Source organism: Acidobacteriota bacterium (assembly GCA_040754075.1).
Lineage (GTDB): Bacteria > Acidobacteriota > Blastocatellia > UBA7656 > UBA7656 > JBFMDH01.
In genome coordinates, this window is sequence record JBFMDH010000001.1 from 190,585 (window position 1) to 210,294 (window position 19,710).

Consider the following 19,710-nt stretch of genomic DNA (forward strand, 5'->3'; position numbering starts at 1 on the left):
TATTGAACGCCTTCCAGGTAACAACAGTTCATCTTTAGTTGCTCAGCGCAAGAGACGCAAACGGGCTGTCAGTTTATCTCTAATGGGTTGGTGCAGTTTAGCGCATTTAAACGGCGAGAGCCATACCTAATGAATCGGTTATTTCCCAGGCGGAATCATCATGCAGGACGCGCGAGACGAGCGCCGTGTGGACGCCATGCCCGGTGCGTTCGGCTTCAACGTGTCCGAGCACAGGCATACCGAATAGAGCGAGGTCGCCCATGATGTCTAAAATTTTATGACGCACAAATTCGTCGGCAAAGCGCAAACCTTCCGAATTCATCACGCCGCCTTCGGGTGTGAGCACTACGGCGTTTTCCAATCCGCCGCCGCGAATCAACCCGGCATCGCGCAGGGCTTCGACTTCGGCGAGAAATCCGAAAGTGCGGGCGGCGGCAATCTCTCTGGCGAAATGACCGTTGACCACTTCCAGAGTGCGGCGTTGGGTGCCGACCATCGCATGGGGGAATTCAATTAGACAGGAGATGGAAAATTGATTGGCAGGGCTGATGCTCATGCAACGATTGGCGTCGTGAACTTCGACGCGCTTGAGGATACGAAGAAACTGGCGCGGCGCTTCAAGTGTCGCCGTGCCTGCCTGTTCAATCAGTTCAATGAACGGTTCGGCGCTGCCATCAAGAATCGGCACTTCCAGGGAATCGAGTTCAATAATGCAGTTATCGATATGCGAACCGGAAAGCGCCGACAGCAGATGTTCGACAGTGGCAATCATGACGCCCTGTTTCATTAAGGTCGTGGCATAACTCACACGCGCCACATATTGCGGCGCGGCTTGAATTTCAAAGTTGTTCAAATCGGTGCGGCGAAAAACAAAACCCGTGTAGGCGGGAGCGGGTTTTAATGTGAGATTAACTTTTTCACCGGTGTGCAATCCGTGTCCGCTAATTGAAACTGCACTCGCAAGCGTCGTTTGATGAATCAAATCAGTGCCTCTTGAAATTAAATTTACCTGCAAATATAGAGCAACGATAAGGCAACCATTGTACCAGTTAAAAAAGCAGTGATGCCTGCGGAAAAATAAGGACTTAATCACAGATGAGAGAGTTCGACTGTTGCAATAAAGCAACAACCGTGTGGTGAGCAGACACAAAAGGATTCGGAGGTATTTTAACTTTTAACTTTTGTCTTTTTAATTTTGCCTTTTAACTTTTCATTCATTTCGCGCCTGCGACATCAACGACTGCGCGCCAGATAAATTCGACGAATTTGCCTAAGCCGTCGATAGATAAACGTTCATCGTTGCCATGAACATTTGTCGGGAAGCGGTCATTAACGACGCTGCCGAGTCCGTAAGCCTGCACCCCTTTGGCGCGCAGTTGCGCCGAATCGGTCGCGCCTGTAAGCATACTCGGAAGCGTCACTGCGGTTGGAAACATTTTCTGTTGTGCGCGTTCGAGGGCTTGAAACATTTCTGTCGTAACCCCTGATGGCGCGGGCGCGGGTCTTCCGCGTCCTGACGGCGCAACCACTTCAACTGTCGAGTCGTCAATCAGCTTTTTCAAACTTTCCACCAGTGCGGGAATGTTTTCGTCGGGAACCGCGCGCACATCGAGGGTCGCTTCGGCATCGCCCGGTATCACGTTTGAACGAAAGCCGCCTTTAATAATCGTCGGCACAATCGAGGTGCGAATCATCGAATAATATTGCGGATATTTAGCCCAGAGCTTTTCCTGTACTTTCGGGTCTTCAAGGTGCGTAAACAGATAAGCATCTTCGGGCGAACTGATTTTTGCGAGACGTTTAAAAAATTCGCGAGTGGTTTCATTGAGTCGCATAGGCACGAGCCAGTTGCCGACTTTAGCGACTGCCGCCGCGAGATGGGTAATCGCATTATCCATTCGCGGCACCGACCCATGTCCGCTCGTTCCTCGCCCAATGAGCCGCATCCCACGCGGGACTTTTTCAGTGGTTGCAACATTGACGCTGATGACTTTGTCACCGACCTCACGAATGCCGCCGCCTTCGTTCAAGGCAAACTCGCATTCGATTTTGTCCCAATGTTCATTAACCATATAATCAATGCCGACGCGGGTCGTGCCTTCTTCACCGGCTTCAGCAAGAAAAATCACATCGCGGTCAAGCGGCATCTTCATTCGATGAAGCATCAGAAAAACTTCAAGACAAGCGATGGTCATGCCTTTGTCGTCGGATGCGCCGCGCCCGTAAATAAAACCGTCTTTGATAACCCCGCCAAACGGATCAACCGTCCATTTATCGCGTTCAACGCCGACCACATCAATATGCCCCATCAATAGAAGCGGGCGCTTTTTGCCGTTGCCTTTGAGTCGCGCCACAATATTGCCGCGCCCTTTTTCAAGTTCAAAAATTTCCGAAGCGATGCCTTCACGGTCGAATATGGCTTTCAGGTACTCAGCGCCTTTGGTTTCATTGCCCGGCGGATTGCTGGTATCAACTTTGACGAAACCCGCGAGCATCTGCACCGCTTCATCCCGCGCCTTGTTGAAGTCGGGCGCGGTGGTTTTTTGCAATGCAGAGGCGAGTGCGGATGAAGCGATGAGCAGAAAAACGGTTGCCGTGGCAACGACCAACTGAAAGCGTGAACGCATAATTTCTCCTTAAATAAATGGGATGAACACAAGCCAATTCCGAATCGGTCAAAAGAAGATAATTCGCCGATACAAAAAGGTCAAAGTGATGTGAGGTTTTCGCGGCATAAAATAAAAATGATTTAAAATGCCTGTAATAATTGAGGTTTTGCTGCCGAGTAAAAATGGCACACTCGTTGCTCTGGTTGAGTACGGAAGCTTGAGGCACTTGTTAAGGTGCTTTCTTACGGAGCCATCATGCGGAACCGGTGTTTGCACGAATGATTCGCACATTGCTCATCGCAATCGCGGCAGGAACCTCACCTCTTTGCGCGGATGAACAATAGTGCAACGTCTGTTGCAAAACCTAACGAAGAAGAACCCTCTCTACTCTTTTAAGTTCCGGTACGACGCATGATGGCGCCGCTTTCTCAATTGCGGATTGCGGATTGCGGATTGCCGCTGCCAACTCATTCACCTTCACTTAAATATTTAACCCCGACAACCAAACATAGACTTGCCATCGCTAACGCTAAATTTAGTGACTAAAGGTGCAAGATATTCTACGCTTCAAAAAGTTCAGGTAACCCATATAAAAGAACTGTAGAGGTACTATTAACTAAAAACGGTTTCTCTTCGATCCAACGAGGAGCAAGAGCCATACCTTTATCTGGAATGGTACTAATAGGTTCTTCTGCTGAATAAAGTAAATTCATAATGGCTGCTTCTATTCTTGCAAGACTTCTACGTTCAGTGTTCAAAGGAGCAAGAAATATCCGAAAAGCAGAAAGCAAAGATTCTATTGGAAGTTCCAGTTCTTGATAACGAGAGTGAAACAATTGCTTCATTTCAGGAGTATTCGTAGACTTGCCCATCCACATACCATGCCAAAGTTCAACCCTCTTACCATTTTGCAAACTCTCAGGATCAAAAATTGTATAGGTTCCTTTTCTATAAGTGGCTATGTGTTCTTTAAGTCGCTTTTTAAAGGGTCTTGTAGTCCAGCCAGCCATATAGATTAAATACCCATTATTGTGTTCAACAGTAAAAAGATAAATTCCTGATTGCTCAACTACTGGAGATTTTAAAAACAACTCTCCTTCACAACCTTGTAAAACTAGCGGACCTTTCCATGAAAGTAAGTAACTATCATGATCAGTATCATTGAGCATAATTTTATTTGCCACCTATCGACACAAAGCCGCCGAACTTCTATTTGAGAGCGGCTTACAAAATAATTCGCTGAGGTTGAGCAAGCGGTCTTTGACTACGTCGTTATGACTTACTTGGTTGAGCAATCGGTCTTTGACCGCGTAAGGAATCGCAATCAAAGACCACTTGTGCGGCGCTCAATCCGCAATCCGCATTTCGCAATCCGCAATTGGAAAATCCGCAATTATTTGATGATTTCCAATCCATCCAGATAAGGGCGCAGGGCTTCGGGTACAGCAACAGAGCCATCCGCCTGTTGATAGTTTTCTAAAATTGCTAACCACGTTCGACCGATTGCCAAGCCCGAACCGTTCAAGGTATGCGCGAATTCCGGTTTGGCATTCGGTTCACGACGAAAGCGAATCTGCGCGCGGCGGGCTTGAAAGGCTTCGCAATTCGAGCACGAAGAGATTTCGCGGAAGGTTCCCTGACTCGGCAACCAGACTTCGATGTCATAAGTTTTTGCTGCCGAAAATCCCATATCGCCGGTCGATAGCACAATCGTGCGATATGGCAAACCTAATGCTTCAAGAATCGCTTCGGCGTTGCGCGTCAACTGTTCGAGTTCTTCGTAAGACTCTTCGGGTTTGGTGATTTTGACGAGTTCGACTTTATCGAATTGGTGCTGGCGAATTAAGCCTTTGGTGTCTTTGCCGTAGCTTCCGGCTTCCGAACGAAAGCATGGCGTATAGGCGGTCATTTTAATTGGCAAATTCGCGCCGTCCAAAATTTCATCGGCATAAATATTGGTCACCGGGACTTCGGCAGTGGGAATCAAATAAAAATTCCGGTCGTCGGTGAGTTTGAATAAATCGCCTTCAAATTTGGGTAATTGCCCGGTGCCAAACAAGCTGTTGGCATTGACAATGAACGGTGGCAAGACTTCCGTGTAGCCATGTTTTTTAGTGTGAAAATCCAGGCAGAAATTAATCAAGGCGCGTTCGAGTCGCGCGCCAAGTCCGGTGAGGATGGCAAAACGCGCGCCGGTGATTTTCGCGGCGCGTTCAAAATCGACGATACCAAGCCGCACGCCAAGGTCTGCGTGATCTAATGGTGTGAAGCCGAATTGGCGCGGTTCGCCCCAACGTTTGATTTCTTGATTTGCCGATTCATCTACGCCTACCGGAACGCTGTCGTGCGGCAGGTTGGGCACGTTGACCAGTAAAGTTCTTAGCCCTTCTTCAACGTGTGTGACTTCGCTTTCGGTTGCGGTGATCTGTTCGACCAGTTCGCGAACCGCAGCGCGACGGGCTTCGGCTTCTTCCTTTTGCCCGGCTTTCATCATCTTGCCGATTTCCTGGCTTTCGCGATTGCGCGTCGCGTTTAAATCATCGCGTTTAGTAACTAACTGGCGGCGACGCAAGTCGAGTTCATTAAATTCACTCAGCGCATCAAGCGGAAAATTGCGCGCTTCGAGTTTCTGTTTGACCAGTTCAAAATTATTGCGAACGTAAATGACATCAAGCATCAGTAGCCTCTTTCAGGGAAAAGATAAAACGATAAAGTAAGACAGGGCGTAAAGGGGTGTCAAATTGCGGTACGTCACAATTGCTTATGATGTTGCGCGAGTTTGCCGCCAGTCGTTAGGATAGTCGGGATGATTGAACAGGCACAACTGTCGAACGAAGAAAGTTTTTCTCTTTCAAACGAAGAAGCATTTTCGCTGCGTCAACGCGACATCGAAACAGCGGATGGCATCGCGCGCATTGCCTATATCGTTTGTGAACCAATGGAAGAAGCCGGTTTTTTGAACGCTTTCAGCACCCGGCTTGGCGGCGTGAGTTCGCTTCCTGCAAATGCCCTCAACCTGACGAACTTTAAAGGCGACACGCCGGAAAACGTCAAAGAGAATCGCCATCGATTTCTTGAAGCCATCGGCGCAGAGGGGATGCCCGTCATCACCATGCGACAGACCCACTCGACTGAAAGAGGCTTCATTGATTCGGCAGATGAAGCCTTAAAAGAGCCGCCGGGTTGTGATGCGCTGGTGTCGAAACTGAAAAACGTTTTGCTTGCCGTGCAAACCGCCGACTGTGCGCCGGTGTTGATTGCCGATACGAAATCGAAGGCGATGGCGGCGATTCACGCCGGTTGGCGTGGCACCGCGGGGCGCATCGTCGAACGCGCGGTTGCCGATTTGATGCGCCTCGGCGTAAACCCGCGTGATTGCATCGCGGCGATTGGTCCGTGCGCCTCGGCAGAGTTTTATGAAGTCGGCGCAGAGGTCATCGACCGTTATAAAAAAGAGTTCGGCTACTGGAAAGAATTGCTGGTGAATTTCAAAGCGGATGGCAAATGCCATTTGGATGTTCGCGCCGCCAATGTTCAACAATTGAAATTCTGCGGCTTTGATGAAGAACAAATTTTCGTTGCCCCCTTTTGCACGATGGCGAGAAACGACCTGTTCTTCTCTTATCGTTTGGAAGCGGGTGGTGAACCGATGAAGGTCGGCAGATTACTTTCGGTGATTGGCAGAGCGAAATAAAAGCAAATTATTCGTCATCGGTATTAAATTCTTGCGGCGGATGTAGATTTGCTGCAATCAGCAACCTGCGTAGATTTATTACTTCTTCTCGATTCAACCGCAATTCATTTATTGTTGCTCTTCCCGTAGCCGTCAATCCGATAAGTAATGTCGAATCCATTCCATGCAAAATGTTTCTTCCATTTTTGTTTTCTGGGATTATATAGTGGCACTACTTTCCCTGTTTGGAAGTCATAGCCGCCAATTTTGGCATGTTTATAGCCGTTACATCCTTGGCAAGCAAAGGCAAGATTAGCCAAAACGGTTTTGCCGCCCTGTTGTCGAGGTTTGATATGCTCAACGGCAAAAGAAGATAGTGAGTAATTGGCAGGGCTGTAACAATACTCACAATACTTTTTGCTCGTTTTTCTACGAACCGTTTTTGCTGAACTGTGACGCGCTTTTCAGACATAAGCCGGAGGTCTAATGCCCAGACTATCCATCAACTCATCCACTGAAACCTGACGAATTTGAGCAAGTTTTATTAAGGCTTCGAGACGGCGCACGTTTAATTGCTCTTGCTCTTTAACTAATGGTAACAACTCCTGATACTCTTTTTCAGTGATGGTCTCTTCTTGTAGTTTACTGTACAGTTTGTTGTACCGCCGCTGTTTATCTTTTGGGAATGCCTCTTTTATTTTGAGCAATAGTGCAGATTCGCGTTTTGACGGGCGCGGAGCTTTGCGGCGTGCCTGAACTTTCAAAACCTCTCCGGCAAATTTATCCAACTCTTGAGTGCTCAATTGCTCCACGGCTTGCAAAAGCTCGTCTGCGGAAAGTTTCGCTTGCACTTGAATGACTGGCATTGGTTCTCCTAAGCTAAGCGCCTTCTTTTTTGGCAAAGTAACCGCGACGATGACGCACGGTTAAATCTTTGCGATTTTTGACGCGCACAACAATCGTGCGAAATGACCCGTCCTGGGCTTCGTTCGATGATTGATAGGTCAGGATATTATGCGAACGCAGGTCTTCATCAATCTGTGCGTAGGCTTCATCCAAATCCTTTTCACTGCGCGGCACGAATGAACGCCCGCCGGTCTCGCTGGCAATCTTCTTCAAATCACCCGAAGCAATGCCCGTCGAGCCGCTGATGCCGATGGTGTAGATGATCACTTCATGTCGCCAGGCTTTTTCGATGGCTTCGCGCATTTTGATGTGGCTGTCGGTATCCTGCCCGTCGGTGAGCAAAATAATTACGCGGCGTCCGGCTTCACCGCTGAGCAATTCGCCTGAGGTTGAATAAATCGCATCGTACATCGCCGTCGCGCCGATGTGTGAACCGCCGTTGATCGGTGGCGTGCCTCTGCCGCTTGGGATTGCCGATGGCGCAACCGGTATGCGAACGTCATCAAGCGCGCGTTCCAGTTTCTGCATATTTGAAGTCAGGTCTTGCACCAGTTCGGATTCATGTTGAAAAGTCACCACGGCGGCTAAATCTTTTTTCGGGCGCAAAATTCTCTCAAAGAATTTTTTCCCCGCAGAAATTTGAATCGGCAAAGTAAATTCCTGGCTGCCTGAAATATCAATCAACATGGCGATGGTGAGCGCTGCATCGGTTTGCCGGTCAAACGATTCAACCTGTTGCGGCTTGCCGTCTTCGAGGATTTCGAGGTCTTCTTTTTTCAAATCGTTGACATAGCGATTCGATTTTTCCGTAACCGTAAACGGCACGGTAACCAGTTGGGTGCCGAGTTTGATTATCTGACCGTCGTCCTCATCATCCGATTTTTTATTTTTATCGTCAGCTTTTTGGTTTTTATTTTCCTGATTTTTTTTCTCGGATTGTGGATTGAAATTGGCGCTGGTAATGGACAGCGATGAAAACAGCACTGCCACAAATAACACTCCTGCAATGACTAAAAACTTCTGATACTTCATTTCTTTTCATCTCTCGGCGCGTAATAGCCGCGACGATGCACCAAACGAACATCGTCACGATTATTCACACGAACTTCTATGCGACGAAAACTGCCGTCGCGGTTGGGGTTGGATGGCGTGTAAGCCACCAGGTATTGGCTGCGCATTTCGTTTTCGATTTGCCGAAAATCTTCCATTAAATCATCCGCGCCCTGCGGAAAATAGGCGCGTCCGCCAGTCTCTTCCGATAACCGTTTCAAGACATCTTCGCGCACCCCTTCAAAGCGGAAACGGTCGCCGATGCCGATGGAATAGATCACCACCCCGGCTTTCCAGGCGCGGTCAATGGCATCGTCGAGTTTGCGATTGCTGGCATTATCAACGCCGTCTGTAAGCAAGATAATCGCGCGGCGCACGATGGAATCATCTGTGGTGCGCGCGCGATATTCATCACGCGCCAGAATTTCATCGGCGGTCACATAAATCGCATCATAGAGCGCAGTCGCCTGTCTGCGAGTTGAGGCATTATTGAACCGGCGCGAGTATTGAATTTCATCCAAAGCGCGTTGCAAAGATTCCACACGCGAAGAAAGCCCCTGCACCAGATCGACGTCATCCTGAAAGGTGAGAATCGCCGCAGAGTCTTTGCCCTGGCGAATAATCGAGCGCAAAAACTCGCTCGCCGCCGTCTTTTCTTTCGGGAAAGTGTATTCCTGACTGCCCGACAAATCCATCAGGATGGCGATGTTGATTGGCAGCGTCGATTCGCGTTTGAATGCGAAAAGGGTTTGCGGTTTGCCGTCTTCAAAAATCGTGACCTCTTCTTGTTTAAGGTCGCTCACGATGCGATTGTTTTTATCGACGGCGCTGAAAAAAAGATTGACCAGGTCGGCTCCGAGTTTCACCACTTCATCACTCGTAGGGATTTCTTCGGGCTTCGCGTCGGTTTTTTGCGGCGGTTGAGTGGCAGGTTTATTTTTCTGCGCATCCGCCGCAGAAGATTTCGGCGCAGGCTTGGTTGGTGATTTTTGCCCCTGAGCCAATAAAGCAGGTGCGATGACGGCAACTAATACGATGACAGCGATTGATTTTTTCATCCTTTAAAAACCTCAACTCCGGTTATTGGTCACTGGTCATTGGTCATTTGTAGAAGGCTTGACAAATCACTAATGACAAAGGACAACTGACGAATGACTAATAAACATACCCCTGCTTGTGATAAAGGTCGCCCTCAGCATTGAGGAGCTTGACTTTGATTTTGCGTTCTTTGCCGGTTTTATCCTGATTGCTCGGCGTGTAATAGACCACATATTCGCGGCGCAAATCTTCTGCGACTTCGGTAAACGAACGGAATAATTCAGCCTTTTGCGAGGGCAGGAAGACCTGTCCGCCGGTGGCTTCGCAAAGCATTTCCAATTCTTTATCGGGGTCTGCTGCCACTGTGCCCGCGCCGGTGCCGGTGAAATTTTTGGTGCTGATTCCGAAAATCGTCACATCAAAACGTTGAGCGATTTCAATGGCATCTTTCAAGCTTTTATCGCTTGCGGTATCTTCGCCATCCGAAAGAATCACCAGAATTCGCCGCGCTTCGCTATCGGGAACCGTCGCCATTTTCTCTTCAATGACCCGATAGACGCCGTCAAACAGTTTAGTGTAGCCGCTGGCTTTCAACTGTTTAATGGCTTTGGAAATCTGCTCCAGCGAAGCCGTGAAATCCTGATGCAATTCGACATCGGAATCGAAACTGGCGACCAGAACTCTATCCTTTCGACGATAAGAAGTAACCGTAGCTGCGAAATCATCGGCGGCTTCTTTTTCAACCGGCAGTTTGAGTTTTACGCTGTTGCTGGTGTCGATCAAAATTCCGACATTGAGCGGCAATTCGCTGGGCGATACGAATTTGTTAATCGCCTGCTTTTTACCATCTTCGTAAATTTCAAAATTCGATTGCGCCAATCCGCCCAGGAATTTGGCTTTGCGTTTTACAGTAATCGGCAGACGCACTTCGGTAATGCCGATACCGATTTGTTTGTCATCATTTTTCTTGTCCTGGGTTGGTGGCTTTTGTGAAAAAGCCAAAGCATTGGTTAAAGCAACGAAAAAGGTGACGAGAAGTGAGATTACAATGGCGCGTTTCATAAGTTTTTGGTTTAAGAGAAGCCTCCGGGTTACTCGTATCTGATGCACGGAAATTTAATGCAAGATGCTCAAGTAAGAAAAAATTATAGTTTGCCGGTTTGGAAAGTGACAAGCGGGAGAATCGTTCAGCAGATTTGGGGTATATCAGTCATCGACGAAAAATCAATGTGCTTCTTATTAATGGACATTCCCAGCGGATGCGGCGGATTGCGCGGATGAAGACGGATTTTTAAAGCGGATGATGATTATCGGTCAAATTTCAGTGATTCAAGCAATCTGCGCCTAGCCGCCGCATCCGCTCAATCCGCTGGGGAATTCAAATTGAAATAAGAAATCTCAAGGGCTTCCAGCAGAAAACTTCAAACCCAGCTATTGGATCTTCGCATACACCTTTAACCTTACAATTTTCTTGCGGCGGTTGTGGGTTCGGACAGTTGTTTGCGTGTGACGAAAAGCGTGTGCTAGCATCCACGTCTTAGGAGTTATATGACAGTACAATCCAGTCCTATTGAAAAGACCAATCTTGCAAACGGTCTTACCATCATCACCGAAAAAATGGCTCACGTTCGTTCCGCTTCCGTAGGCATATGGGTGCGCTCAGGGTCGCGCCACGAACAAGCGGAACTCAATGGCATTTCACATTTCATCGAACATGCCTTATTTAAAGGCACCCAGAAAAGAAATTCGCGGCAGATTGCCGTTGAAGGCGATGCCATCGGCGGCAATGTCGATGCCTTCACCAGCCGCGAAGTCGCCTGTTATCACTTTCGCGCTTTGGACGCGCATGTTCCGCGCGCCTTCGATTTGCTCGCCGATTTAGTGACCGCGCCGTTATTTGCAAATGAAGAACTCGACCGCGAACGCAAAGTCGTGCTCGAAGAAATCAACATGGTCGAAGACACGCCCGATGACCTGGTGCACGAAGTCTTCAATGCCAACTTCTGGCCTAACCATCCGTTGGGTCGCTCTATCTTAGGAACCTCGGATACGCTGGCGACCTTTGATCACACTCGCGTGATGGAACATTTCAAACGCGTCTACATCCCGCGCAATCTGGTTGTCGCGGGCGCAGGCAATATCGAACATCAAGAGTTTGTCGAAATGGTTGCCGGTTATTTCAACGATTTGCCGGATACGACGGTTGAATTGAATAAAACCTCGCCAACCGTTGCCTGGCCGCGCATCACCATTAATAAAGAGCTGGAACAAGCGCATCTCGTGCTAGGCACCAGTTGCCCGTCGCTACTTCACCAAGACCGTTATGGCGTCAACATCCTTGCAGTGATTTTGGGCGGCGGCATGAGTTCGCGGCTTTTTCAAAGTATTCGCGAAGAGCATGGGCTTGCCTATTCGGTTTTCGCGGGTGTCAGTTCTTACACGGATGCCGGTTGCCTGTCGATGTACGCGGCGACTTCGCCTGAGCGGATGAGTAAAGCGATTCGTTTGAGTATCGAAGAGTTCAGAAAATGCAAAGTCGAAGCGGTTTCCGAAGATGAGTTGCAACGCGCCAAAGACCAGTTGAAAGTTTCCATTATGCTCAGCCTGGAATCCTGTTCGGCGCGCATGAGCAACCTGGCGCGACAGGAGATTTTTTACGGCAAACAATTTTCGCTTGATGAAATTTTGCAACGCATTGAAAAAGTTACTGCCGATGATGTGCAACGCATCGCCAATCAGGTTTTCAACGGAAATGGTCTGGCGATGACCGCCATCGGGCAACTCGAAGATTTTGAAATCGCAGAAGACATGCTTACGGTTTAGTTCTCAGGTAATGAGTGATGAGTGATGAGTGATGAGTTTAATACTCCCCGCTCATTACTCATTACTCATTACTCATCACCTTAAAAGATGAGAGTCATCATTCTTGGCAGCGGCAGTTCCGGTAACGCGCTTTACATTGAAGCGGGCGAAACCCGCGCGCTCGTTGACGTCGGACTCTCTGCCAAGGAGACGGCGCGACGCCTCACCGAAACGGGCATTGACCCGACACGCATCAACGCCATCGTCGTTACCCACGAACACGCCGACCACATCAAAGGCGTGCGGGTGTTTTCCAAAACCGCCAGCGCGCCGGTCTTCATTTCCGAAGAGACGCGAATGATGAGCAATTTTGGTGGCAAATCCGAAGATATACGTTGGGGACAGGTCATTACTTCAAGCGAGCCTTTTCAAATCGGTAGCCTCGATTTTCACCCGTTCACGATTCCCCACGACGGCATTGATACCTTTGCTTACACGGTTGAATCGGCGGGCGTGAAAATTGGCATCGTCACAGACCTTGGGTATATCACGCAACTGGTAGCGCAAAAACTGCTCGGTTGCAAAATGATTGTCATTGAATCCAATCACGACCGCGATATGCTGAAAGTCGGTCCTTACCCCTGGCATTTGAAACAACGCATAGCCAGTAAAACCGGGCACCTGTCGAACGATGAAACCTCAAGATGGTTGAAAGAAGATTTCGACGGCGAGGCGGAATATATTGTGCTTGCACATCTATCGAAGCAGTGCAATCACCCGGAGCTTGCGAGACTAGCGGCATTGCAATCGCTTGGCGAACGCGGCTCACTATTTTTTCAAGACGCCGAACGCCGCGTCAAAGTCGCTGCCCAAGACCACGCGAGCGAGTGGTTTGAATTTTGAAATTACTTCGGCACATTTCTGCGGTTGTGATATGCGCGCTGATTGCAGCAGGATTTGTGGTTATTGGTGATTGGCTATACCCCGTTCAAACACTGGCGCAGCAATTGATTTCCGAAAGTTTTGAAACCGTAGGTGTTCTGGAACGATTTCGATATTTGTGGGGCGCAGTCTTCGCGGCTCTTTGCTTTATTTATTTTTTCTGGAATCAAAGGTGTAATGTTTGAATAGAAAAACGATTTAAAACTGGCACATGCAAAGAAGAAATTGGGAGAGCGGTTTTATGGAGTATTCGGTCATCGTTGAAAATCATAATGGCGTTTGGCGGGCGGTGATTCCGGCGCTTTCTGACCTCTCGGCAGAAGGCGCGTCGGAAGCAGAAGCGGTTGACCGAGCCAAACAAGCGGCAGAGAAGTTTCTCGCCTCAGTGAAGATCAAAACGATTGCAGTTAATGTATCCAAGGACGCAGAACCAAGACCGGATAGCCCCCAAGCGTGGCTACGGGATGCCGGAGCATTTGTTGGCGATGAAGCAGCCATGCTGCAACACATAGAAGAAATTTACGCGGAAAGACAAAGACAGCAAAAAGAGGCGGAGTTAGAAGAGACACTAACGGGAACGGATAAACCGGCAGCATGAAAATCTATGTTTTAGACACAGATATTTGCGGTTTTGTGCAAAGTTCTCACTCGAATACGCTTCAACAACTGATGTCACTTCCCGCAGAGGCTGTAGTGGTTACCACAATTATTACTTTCGGAGAAGACTTGAGCGGTTGGCTTCCCGCTTGTCGCCATGCCAAAGATGGCATAACCCGCAGCAAAGCTTTTGCGCGATTACAGAACGGTTTGAAATTTTACTTGAAGCGTCGCTGCTTACCTTTCGATGATGCGGCGGTGGTTATTTTTGACAAACTGAAATCGCTTAAACTACATATTGGAAATAATGATTTGAGCATTGCAGCCATTACCCTGGCGGTCGGTGGCATTCTCGTAACTCGCAATGCCAAAGATTTCCAACGCATCCCTGATTTACCATTGGAAGATTGGACAGTATGATTTCACGATATACACGCCCGCAAATGGGCGCGATTTGGACAGAACAGAATCGCTTTCAAAAATGGCTCGATGTGGAAATCGCCGTCTGCGAAGTTCACGCAGAGATGGGCACGATTCCCGAAGCTGCCGTCGCCGAAATCAAACAGAAAGCGGCTTTTTCGGTTGAGCGTATCAAGGAAATTGAAACCCTCACACGCCACGATGTCATCGCGTTTACCACTGCGCTTGCTGAAAACATCGGCGAAACTTCACGCTTTGTGCATTACGGACTCACTTCATCGGATGTTGTGGATACGGCAAATGCGCTGCTGCTGCGTGATGCCGCAAAACTCATCCTTGATGATTTAGCTCAACTCGGTGAAGCGTTGCGCCGTCGCGCCTTTGAACACAAAGACACCGTGATGATTGGTCGCACGCATGGCATGCACGCGGAACCGACGACGTTTGGTTTAGTGCTGGCGCTCTACTTTGCCGACAATCAACGCAACCTCGAACGCCTGCGGCGGGCATTGGAAACCATCAGCTACGGGAAAATATCGGGCGCGGTCGGCACCTTCGCCAATCTCGACCCCGAAGTTGAAGAGCGCGTCTGCCAGAAACTCGGACTAAATTTCGCGCCGATTTCCACGCAGGTGATTCAACGCGACCGCTACGCCGAATTTCTTTCAACGCTTGCCATCATTGCCGCATCAATCGAAAAAATCGCACTGGAAATCCGCCACCTGCAACGCACCGAAGTTCGCGAAGCGCAGGAGCCATTTTCAAAAGGGCAAAAAGGTTCATCGGCAATGCCGCATAAACGCAACCCGGTGACCTGCGAACAACTCTGCGGCTTATCAAGAGTGGTTCGCGCCAATGCCGGTGCGGGATTCGAGAATGTCGCGCTGTGGCACGAACGCGATATTTCGCATTCATCGGTCGAGCGCGTGATTCTCGCCGATTCATCCATTCTGGTCGATTATATGCTCGCGAAAGCTCATTGGTTGATTGATGGGCTGGTGGTTTTCGATAAGCGTATGCGTTATAACTTTGAATCGCTCGGCGGCGTGACTGCAAGCGGGCAAATTTTATTGGAACTCACCCGCAAAGGCGTTTCGCGCGAAGATGCTTATGCGATTGTGCAACCGCTGGCGATGCGCGTCTGGGATGAAGGCGCGAAATTCAATGAACTGGTTTTACAAGATGAGCGTGTGACCGCGAAACTCACACGCGAAGAAATCGAAGCCGTTTTTGATGTCCAACATCAATTGCGGAATGTGGAAAAAATTTTTACAAGAGTTTTTTGTCAGTAGCCCGTAGTCCGTAGTTGTTTTCAACTAAGGACTCCAGACTCCAGACTCCAGACTCCAGACTTCTTGAGATATGAAAGCAAAAATCTACGTCACCTTGAAACCATCCGTGCTTGACCCGCAGGGCAAAGCGATTCATCACGCCGTTGAAACCATCGGCTATTCGGGTATTGCCGATGTTCGACAGGGCAAATATTTTGAAATCACGCTCGATGGCGGGTTGTCTTCCGACGAAGCGCGCGCCCAGATTGAGCGGATAGCGAAAGATGTGTTGTCGAATCCGGTTATCGAAGATTATCGAGTTGAGTTGGAAACTTAAACATAAGTTTGAGACAATAGCCCTTACCGAATCTCGTAAACCGAACGGTAAATCTGAACCGTTTAGAATTTGAGGTCTGAAAGACCTTTAGCCTTCGCGGTCAACCATACTGCGTCTAAACGAATAAAATTTTTCGGAAGAGGAAGAACGAATGAAATTCGGCGTTGTCGTGTTTCCGGGTTCCAATTGCGACCACGATACCTACCACGTAATCAGCAAAGTCATCGGTCAACCGGTCAATTTCATCTGGCATAAAGAAAATTCCATCGGCGAATATGATGCGATCATTCTGCCCGGCGGATTTTCCTATGGCGATTATTTGCGCACCGGCGCGATTGCCCGTTTCAGTCCGGTGATGGGCGCGGTGAAAGCGTTCGCTGCACAGGGCGGCATCGTGATGGGCATTTGCAATGGCTTTCAGATTCTCTGCGAAGCCGGGTTACTCCCCGGCGCGTTGATGCGCAATGCCAATCTGAAATTTATTTGCGAACACATCAATATGCGGGTTGAAACGACTGATACACCGTACACGGCGCTTTGTCAGAAAGGGCAGGTGCTGTCGGTTCCCATCGCGCACGGCGACGGCAATTATTTTTGCGACGCGGCGACTTTGGAAGAACTGAGGCGCGAAAACCGCATCATCTTTCGTTATTCGGACGCTAACGGCAATCTCACCGCCGAATCAAATGTGAACGGCTCGCTTGAAAGCATCGCCGGCATCTGCAACCGCGAACGTAACGTGCTTGGGTTGATGCCGCACCCCGAACGCGCCAGCGAAGAGATATTAGGCAGCAACGACGGTCGCATCATTTTCCGTTCGCTGGCATACACGCTTGCCGAACTGGCGAAAGCATCGTAAAAATAAAGCGATTATGGCAAAAGTTACAGTTAAGGTTAAAAAAGGGAGTGGAACGCAGCCAAGAAAAAAGATAAGGGAACTTGGCGAACAATTGGATTTGAATGAGAGCCTTAATTCATTGGTTGCTGCCATGCACGACTTTGAAGCCAAATACGGTATGAGTACCCTTGAATTTTATGTCCGTTTTGTCGCTGGTAAAATGGGTGACAGCCGTGATTTCATCAAATGGGCAGGTAGTTTTGACCTTTACCAAAATTTATTAAACACACATTTTCATCAAAATAGTAAAGCAGTTTAACCAGATAAAACTCGTTGCTGATGCTTCTCTTGACACTGACCATACACTACTTGCGCAACACACTTGATTAGGAAGTGAAGAGAGATGAGAAGCATTCTCCAATATTTTGACCGCATTTCAGACATCATAGAATACAGCGAAGCAGAACTTGCTGAAATTGAATTTGAGCAAATCGACTCAATTAGCGGAATGATCGATGGGGTCTTGTACTTTCACGACCATTCCCGGTTGGAGTTTACAGAAATCGTTACCATCCAAAAATCGTATGCACATAACCGGTTATATCGCTATCAATACATTCAAGCCGAAGAAGCGATTTTTCGATACGACAATGCGCCACATCATCCGGATTTAGTAAACTTTCCGCATCATAAGCATATAGGTCGAAAAAAGGTTTCATCAACTGAGCCAACTTTGGCGCAAGTTTTAGATGAAATTTCCAAATGGATTAAAGATTCAGCCTTCCCTTTAAAGAAAGCACGCAAACAGCCACGAACTGGAAAATAAATGAGACTACGAGCGCCTCTAATCCCTCTCGCCTTGATAAAGCCGCGCCTCGTCGGGTAGCATAACGCTTACCAATTCCACCCTGGAAAGATTTTACGACACACCATTATGAACGAACCGAATATAACCCCTGAACTTATTCATTCCCACGGTATCACTGACGAAGAATACGAGCGCATCAAAACGCTTTTGGGGCGCGAACCGAATTTTACCGAACTCGGCATCTTCTCGGTGATGTGGTCGGAACATTGTTCTTATAAATCTTCGCGGGTTCATCTGAAACGTCTGCCCACCGAAGGCGAATGCGTATTACAAGGACCGGGCGAAAATGCCGGTATCGTTGACATCGGCGGCAATCTGGCTGCCGCCTTCAAAATCGAATCGCACAACCATCCGTCATTCATTGAACCCTATCAAGGCGCAGCCACAGGCGTCGGCGGCATTCTGCGCGATGTCTTCACGATGGGCGCGCGACCCGTCGCCGCAATGAACTCTCTGCATTTCGGGCAACTCAACGCTACAGCAGGGGCAAGCGAAGAAGAGCGAAAAACCATTGCGCGCAATCGTTCGATTCTTTCAGGCGTGGTCAAAGGCATAGGCGATTACGGCAACGCCTTCGGAGTGCCGACCATCGGCGGCGAAGTGCGCTTTGCCGATTGTTATTCGCGAAATCCGCTTGTCAATGCCTTCACGCTCGGCATCGTCGCGCACGATAAAATTTTTTACGGCACCGCCTCAGGCGTCGGCAATCCCGTCATCTATGTTGGCGCAAAGACCGGACGCGACGGCATACACGGCGCGACCATGGCTTCGGAAGAATTCGATGAAGCATCGGAAGCCAAACGCCCGACCGTGCAGGTCGGCGACCCCTTCTTAGAAAAACTGCTGCTGGAAGCCTGCCTTGAAGCCATGCGCGCAGGCGCTATCGTCGGCATACAGGATATGGGCGCGGCGGGACTCACGAGTTCATCCTGCGAAATGGGCGCGCGTTCGGGAACCGGCGTCGAAATCGATGTTGACCTGGTGCCGCAACGCGAAACCGGAATGACGGCTTACGAGATGATGCTTTCGGAATCGCAGGAACGCATGCTGATTGTCGCTAAGTCAGGTCACGAACGCGCCGTCATCGAAATTTTCAAGAAGTGGGAACTCGATGCGGTGGTCATCGGTCGCGTCACCGACGATCAGATGCTCAGGGTCAAACAGGGCGGCAAAGTGGTTGCCGAAATTCCCAACACCGCGCTCACGGACGAAGCGCCGAAATATAACCGACCGATTAAAAAGCCCGATTTTACAGGCGAAATCCCTAGTGTCGAACAAGTCGAAAAGACAGCGGCGGAACTCGATGCCACATTTATGAAAATCATCGCCTCGCCAAACATCGCTTCAAAAGAGTGGGTCTATCATCAGTACGACCACATGGTTCGCACCAACACTGTGGTGATGCCGGGTTCGGATGCGGCGGTCATTCGCGTGAAAGAAAAACGCTGCGGTCTGGCGATGACGTTGGATTCCAATGCGCGTTATTGCGAAGCCGACCCGCGCGAAGGCGCAAAACTCGTGATTGCCGAAGCCTGTCGCAATCTGGTGGCAAGCGGCGCAAGACCTCTGGCGCTGACCAATTGTTTGAACTTCGCGTCGCCTGAACGCCCGGAAGTGATGTGGCAATTTTCCGAAACCATAGACGGAATGCGCGAAGCCTGCGAAGCATTCAATACACCTGTGACCGGCGGCAATGTCAGTTTTTATAATGAAACCGAAGGGCGCGGCATACATCCAACGCCGGTTATCGGCATGGTTGGCAAAGTTTATGATTTGAAGCAGGTCACGCAGCAATGGTTCAAAGCCGAAGACCGCGCGATTATTCTATTTGGCAAAACCGAAAACGATTTGGGCGTCAGTGAATATGCGCTTGCTACACGCGGCAAAGCCGATGGCGCGGTGCCAAAAATCGATTTGCAGTTGGAAAAACGTTTGCAGGATGCCTGTTTTAAAGCCATCACCGAAGGTTTGGTCGAATCGGCGCATGACCCTTCGGATGGCGGACTTGCGGTGGCGCTTGCCGAGAGTTGTTTTTCAAGTTACCGGCGCGATGCTATTGGGTGCGAAGTCAACCTTGAAGGCGAACTCTCGCAGGCGGCGTTATTATTTGCCGAAACGCCGTCGCGCATGGTGCTGGCTGTTGCCGCCGAAAATGTCGAGAAAGTATTGGAAATCGCCCGCGAATACGCTATCGAAGCCACGATCATCGGACGCGCCACCGGCAAAGCGTTAAAAATTTCCGTCAAGGGTGAACCCATCATCAACCGCAAAGTCTCCGAAGTTGAAGCCATCTGGCGCAATGTCTTGCCGCAAGTGTTAGAGACCGCTTCGATGATTGCCGCCGAACAACGATGATTGA

Annotated in this window: 20 protein-coding genes; 11 read left to right on the forward strand and 9 right to left on the reverse strand. The window is 49.2% G+C overall.

All coding sequences use genetic code 11. The features are described 5' to 3' along the window. Nucleotides 1-106 precede the first annotated feature (106 nt). From lpxC to serS, 4 genes are all read right to left on the reverse strand, one after another. Nucleotides 107-982, reverse strand: a complete 876-nt coding sequence (gene lpxC, locus AB1757_00755; GenBank protein ID MEW6125563.1) for a UDP-3-O-acyl-N-acetylglucosamine deacetylase — start codon at nucleotides 980-982, stop codon at nucleotides 107-109. Nucleotides 983-1,214: 232 nt separating this feature from the next. Next, nucleotides 1,215-2,627 (reverse strand): M20/M25/M40 family metallo-hydrolase, encoded by a 1,413-nt coding sequence (locus AB1757_00760; protein MEW6125564.1) that lies wholly within the window; start codon nucleotides 2,625-2,627, stop codon nucleotides 1,215-1,217. A 542-nt stretch (nucleotides 2,628-3,169) separates the two neighbouring features. Next, nucleotides 3,170-3,793, reverse strand: coding sequence for a hypothetical protein (locus AB1757_00765; protein ID MEW6125565.1), 624 nt, complete (start codon nucleotides 3,791-3,793; stop codon nucleotides 3,170-3,172). 209 nt (nucleotides 3,794-4,002) lie between these two features. After that, complete coding sequence (serS, locus tag AB1757_00770) at nucleotides 4,003-5,286, reverse strand: serine--tRNA ligase (GenBank protein MEW6125566.1); 1,284 nt, start codon at nucleotides 5,284-5,286, stop codon at nucleotides 4,003-4,005. 129 nt (nucleotides 5,287-5,415) lie between these two features. Here serS and pgeF point away from each other — a divergent pair, with 129 nt between their 5' ends. Further along, complete coding sequence (gene pgeF / locus AB1757_00775; protein ID MEW6125567.1) at nucleotides 5,416-6,303, forward strand: peptidoglycan editing factor PgeF; 888 nt, start codon at nucleotides 5,416-5,418, stop codon at nucleotides 6,301-6,303. Between the two features lie 104 nt (nucleotides 6,304-6,407). Here the strand turns inward: pgeF and AB1757_00780 are convergent, their stop codons facing one another. From AB1757_00780 to AB1757_00800, 5 genes are all read right to left on the reverse strand, one after another. After that, on the reverse strand, nucleotides 6,408-6,635 hold the full coding sequence (locus tag AB1757_00780) for an HNH endonuclease (GenBank protein MEW6125568.1): 228 nt from the start codon (nucleotides 6,633-6,635) through the stop codon (nucleotides 6,408-6,410). A gap of 111 nt (nucleotides 6,636-6,746) precedes the next feature. Further along, nucleotides 6,747-7,184: an STAS/SEC14 domain-containing protein gene (locus AB1757_00785; GenBank protein MEW6125569.1), complete on the reverse strand. Its 438-nt coding sequence runs from the start codon at nucleotides 7,182-7,184 to the stop codon at nucleotides 6,747-6,749. Then, nucleotides 7,162-8,220, reverse strand: a complete 1,059-nt coding sequence (locus AB1757_00790; protein MEW6125570.1) for a VWA domain-containing protein — start codon at nucleotides 8,218-8,220, stop codon at nucleotides 7,162-7,164. The genes AB1757_00785 and AB1757_00790 overlap by 23 nt, the downstream gene beginning before the upstream one ends. Further along, nucleotides 8,217-9,296 (reverse strand): VWA domain-containing protein, encoded by a 1,080-nt coding sequence (locus AB1757_00795; GenBank protein ID MEW6125571.1) that lies wholly within the window; start codon nucleotides 9,294-9,296, stop codon nucleotides 8,217-8,219. Before AB1757_00795 ends, AB1757_00790 begins: the two co-directional genes overlap by 4 nt. 97 nt (nucleotides 9,297-9,393) lie before the next feature. Further along, nucleotides 9,394-10,338: a VWA domain-containing protein gene (locus AB1757_00800; GenBank protein MEW6125572.1), complete on the reverse strand. Its 945-nt coding sequence runs from the start codon at nucleotides 10,336-10,338 to the stop codon at nucleotides 9,394-9,396. 486 nt (nucleotides 10,339-10,824) lie between these two features. Between AB1757_00800 and AB1757_00805 the strand changes: the two genes are divergently transcribed. From AB1757_00805 to purL, 10 genes are all read left to right on the forward strand, one after another. Then, on the forward strand, nucleotides 10,825-12,099 hold the full coding sequence (locus tag AB1757_00805; GenBank protein ID MEW6125573.1) for a pitrilysin family protein: 1,275 nt from the start codon (nucleotides 10,825-10,827) through the stop codon (nucleotides 12,097-12,099). Between the two features lie 87 nt (nucleotides 12,100-12,186). Next, nucleotides 12,187-12,981, forward strand: a complete 795-nt coding sequence (locus AB1757_00810; protein ID MEW6125574.1) for an MBL fold metallo-hydrolase — start codon at nucleotides 12,187-12,189, stop codon at nucleotides 12,979-12,981. A gap of 280 nt (nucleotides 12,982-13,261) precedes the next feature. Next, a complete protein-coding gene (locus AB1757_00815; GenBank protein ID MEW6125575.1) occupies nucleotides 13,262-13,618 on the forward strand; it encodes a hypothetical protein in 357 nt (118 codons plus the stop codon). Continuing rightward, entirely contained in the window at nucleotides 13,615-14,037 is a 423-nt protein-coding gene (locus AB1757_00820; protein MEW6125576.1) for a type II toxin-antitoxin system VapC family toxin, read from the forward strand. The genes AB1757_00815 and AB1757_00820 overlap by 4 nt, the downstream gene beginning before the upstream one ends. Then, the gene (gene purB, locus AB1757_00825) at nucleotides 14,034-15,329 is read left to right on the forward strand and encodes an adenylosuccinate lyase (GenBank protein MEW6125577.1); all 1,296 of its coding nucleotides are present in this window, start codon (nucleotides 14,034-14,036) and stop codon (nucleotides 15,327-15,329) included. Before AB1757_00820 ends, purB begins: the two co-directional genes overlap by 4 nt. 70 nt (nucleotides 15,330-15,399) lie before the next feature. Next, nucleotides 15,400-15,645, forward strand: coding sequence for a phosphoribosylformylglycinamidine synthase subunit PurS (gene purS / locus AB1757_00830; protein MEW6125578.1), 246 nt, complete (start codon nucleotides 15,400-15,402; stop codon nucleotides 15,643-15,645). Between the two features lie 151 nt (nucleotides 15,646-15,796). Continuing rightward, on the forward strand, nucleotides 15,797-16,504 hold the full coding sequence (purQ, locus tag AB1757_00835) for a phosphoribosylformylglycinamidine synthase subunit PurQ (GenBank protein ID MEW6125579.1): 708 nt from the start codon (nucleotides 15,797-15,799) through the stop codon (nucleotides 16,502-16,504). A gap of 13 nt (nucleotides 16,505-16,517) precedes the next feature. Further along, nucleotides 16,518-16,802 carry a hypothetical protein gene (locus AB1757_00840; protein MEW6125580.1) on the forward strand — a complete coding sequence of 95 codons (285 nt, stop codon included), beginning with the start codon at nucleotides 16,518-16,520 and terminating at the stop codon, nucleotides 16,800-16,802. Between the two features lie 84 nt (nucleotides 16,803-16,886). Further along, on the forward strand, nucleotides 16,887-17,309 hold the full coding sequence (locus AB1757_00845) for a DUF6516 family protein (protein ID MEW6125581.1): 423 nt from the start codon (nucleotides 16,887-16,889) through the stop codon (nucleotides 17,307-17,309). Nucleotides 17,310-17,417: 108 nt separating this feature from the next. Beyond that, on the forward strand, nucleotides 17,418-19,706 hold the full coding sequence (purL, locus tag AB1757_00850) for a phosphoribosylformylglycinamidine synthase subunit PurL (GenBank protein MEW6125582.1): 2,289 nt from the start codon (nucleotides 17,418-17,420) through the stop codon (nucleotides 19,704-19,706). The last annotated feature ends 4 nt before the right edge of the window (nucleotides 19,707-19,710 follow it).

Bases quoted from the DNA above. Each gene is read 5' to 3' on its own strand.
- AB1757_00760 (MEW6125564.1), bottom strand. From the start codon at position 2,627: ATGCGTTCACGCTTTCAGTTGGTCGTTGCCACGGCAACCGTTTTTCTG.
- serS (MEW6125566.1), bottom strand. From the start codon at position 5,286: ATGCTTGATGTCATTTACGTTCGCAATAATTTTGAACTGGTCAAACAG.
- pgeF (MEW6125567.1), top strand. From the start codon at position 5,416: ATGATTGAACAGGCACAACTGTCGAACGAAGAAAGTTTTTCTCTTTCA.
- AB1757_00790 (MEW6125570.1), bottom strand. From the start codon at position 8,220: ATGAAGTATCAGAAGTTTTTAGTCATTGCAGGAGTGTTATTTGTGGCA.
- AB1757_00795 (MEW6125571.1), bottom strand. From the start codon at position 9,296: ATGAAAAAATCAATCGCTGTCATCGTATTAGTTGCCGTCATCGCACCT.
- AB1757_00800 (MEW6125572.1), bottom strand. From the start codon at position 10,338: ATGAAACGCGCCATTGTAATCTCACTTCTCGTCACCTTTTTCGTTGCT.
- AB1757_00805 (MEW6125573.1), top strand. From the start codon at position 10,825: ATGACAGTACAATCCAGTCCTATTGAAAAGACCAATCTTGCAAACGGT.
- AB1757_00810 (MEW6125574.1), top strand. From the start codon at position 12,187: ATGAGAGTCATCATTCTTGGCAGCGGCAGTTCCGGTAACGCGCTTTAC.
- AB1757_00815 (MEW6125575.1), top strand. From the start codon at position 13,262: ATGGAGTATTCGGTCATCGTTGAAAATCATAATGGCGTTTGGCGGGCG.
- AB1757_00820 (MEW6125576.1), top strand. From the start codon at position 13,615: ATGAAAATCTATGTTTTAGACACAGATATTTGCGGTTTTGTGCAAAGT.
- purB (MEW6125577.1), top strand. From the start codon at position 14,034: ATGATTTCACGATATACACGCCCGCAAATGGGCGCGATTTGGACAGAA.
- purS (MEW6125578.1), top strand. From the start codon at position 15,400: ATGAAAGCAAAAATCTACGTCACCTTGAAACCATCCGTGCTTGACCCG.
- purQ (MEW6125579.1), top strand. From the start codon at position 15,797: ATGAAATTCGGCGTTGTCGTGTTTCCGGGTTCCAATTGCGACCACGAT.
- AB1757_00840 (MEW6125580.1), top strand. From the start codon at position 16,518: ATGGCAAAAGTTACAGTTAAGGTTAAAAAAGGGAGTGGAACGCAGCCA.
- AB1757_00845 (MEW6125581.1), top strand. From the start codon at position 16,887: ATGAGAAGCATTCTCCAATATTTTGACCGCATTTCAGACATCATAGAA.
- purL (MEW6125582.1), top strand. From the start codon at position 17,418: ATGAACGAACCGAATATAACCCCTGAACTTATTCATTCCCACGGTATC.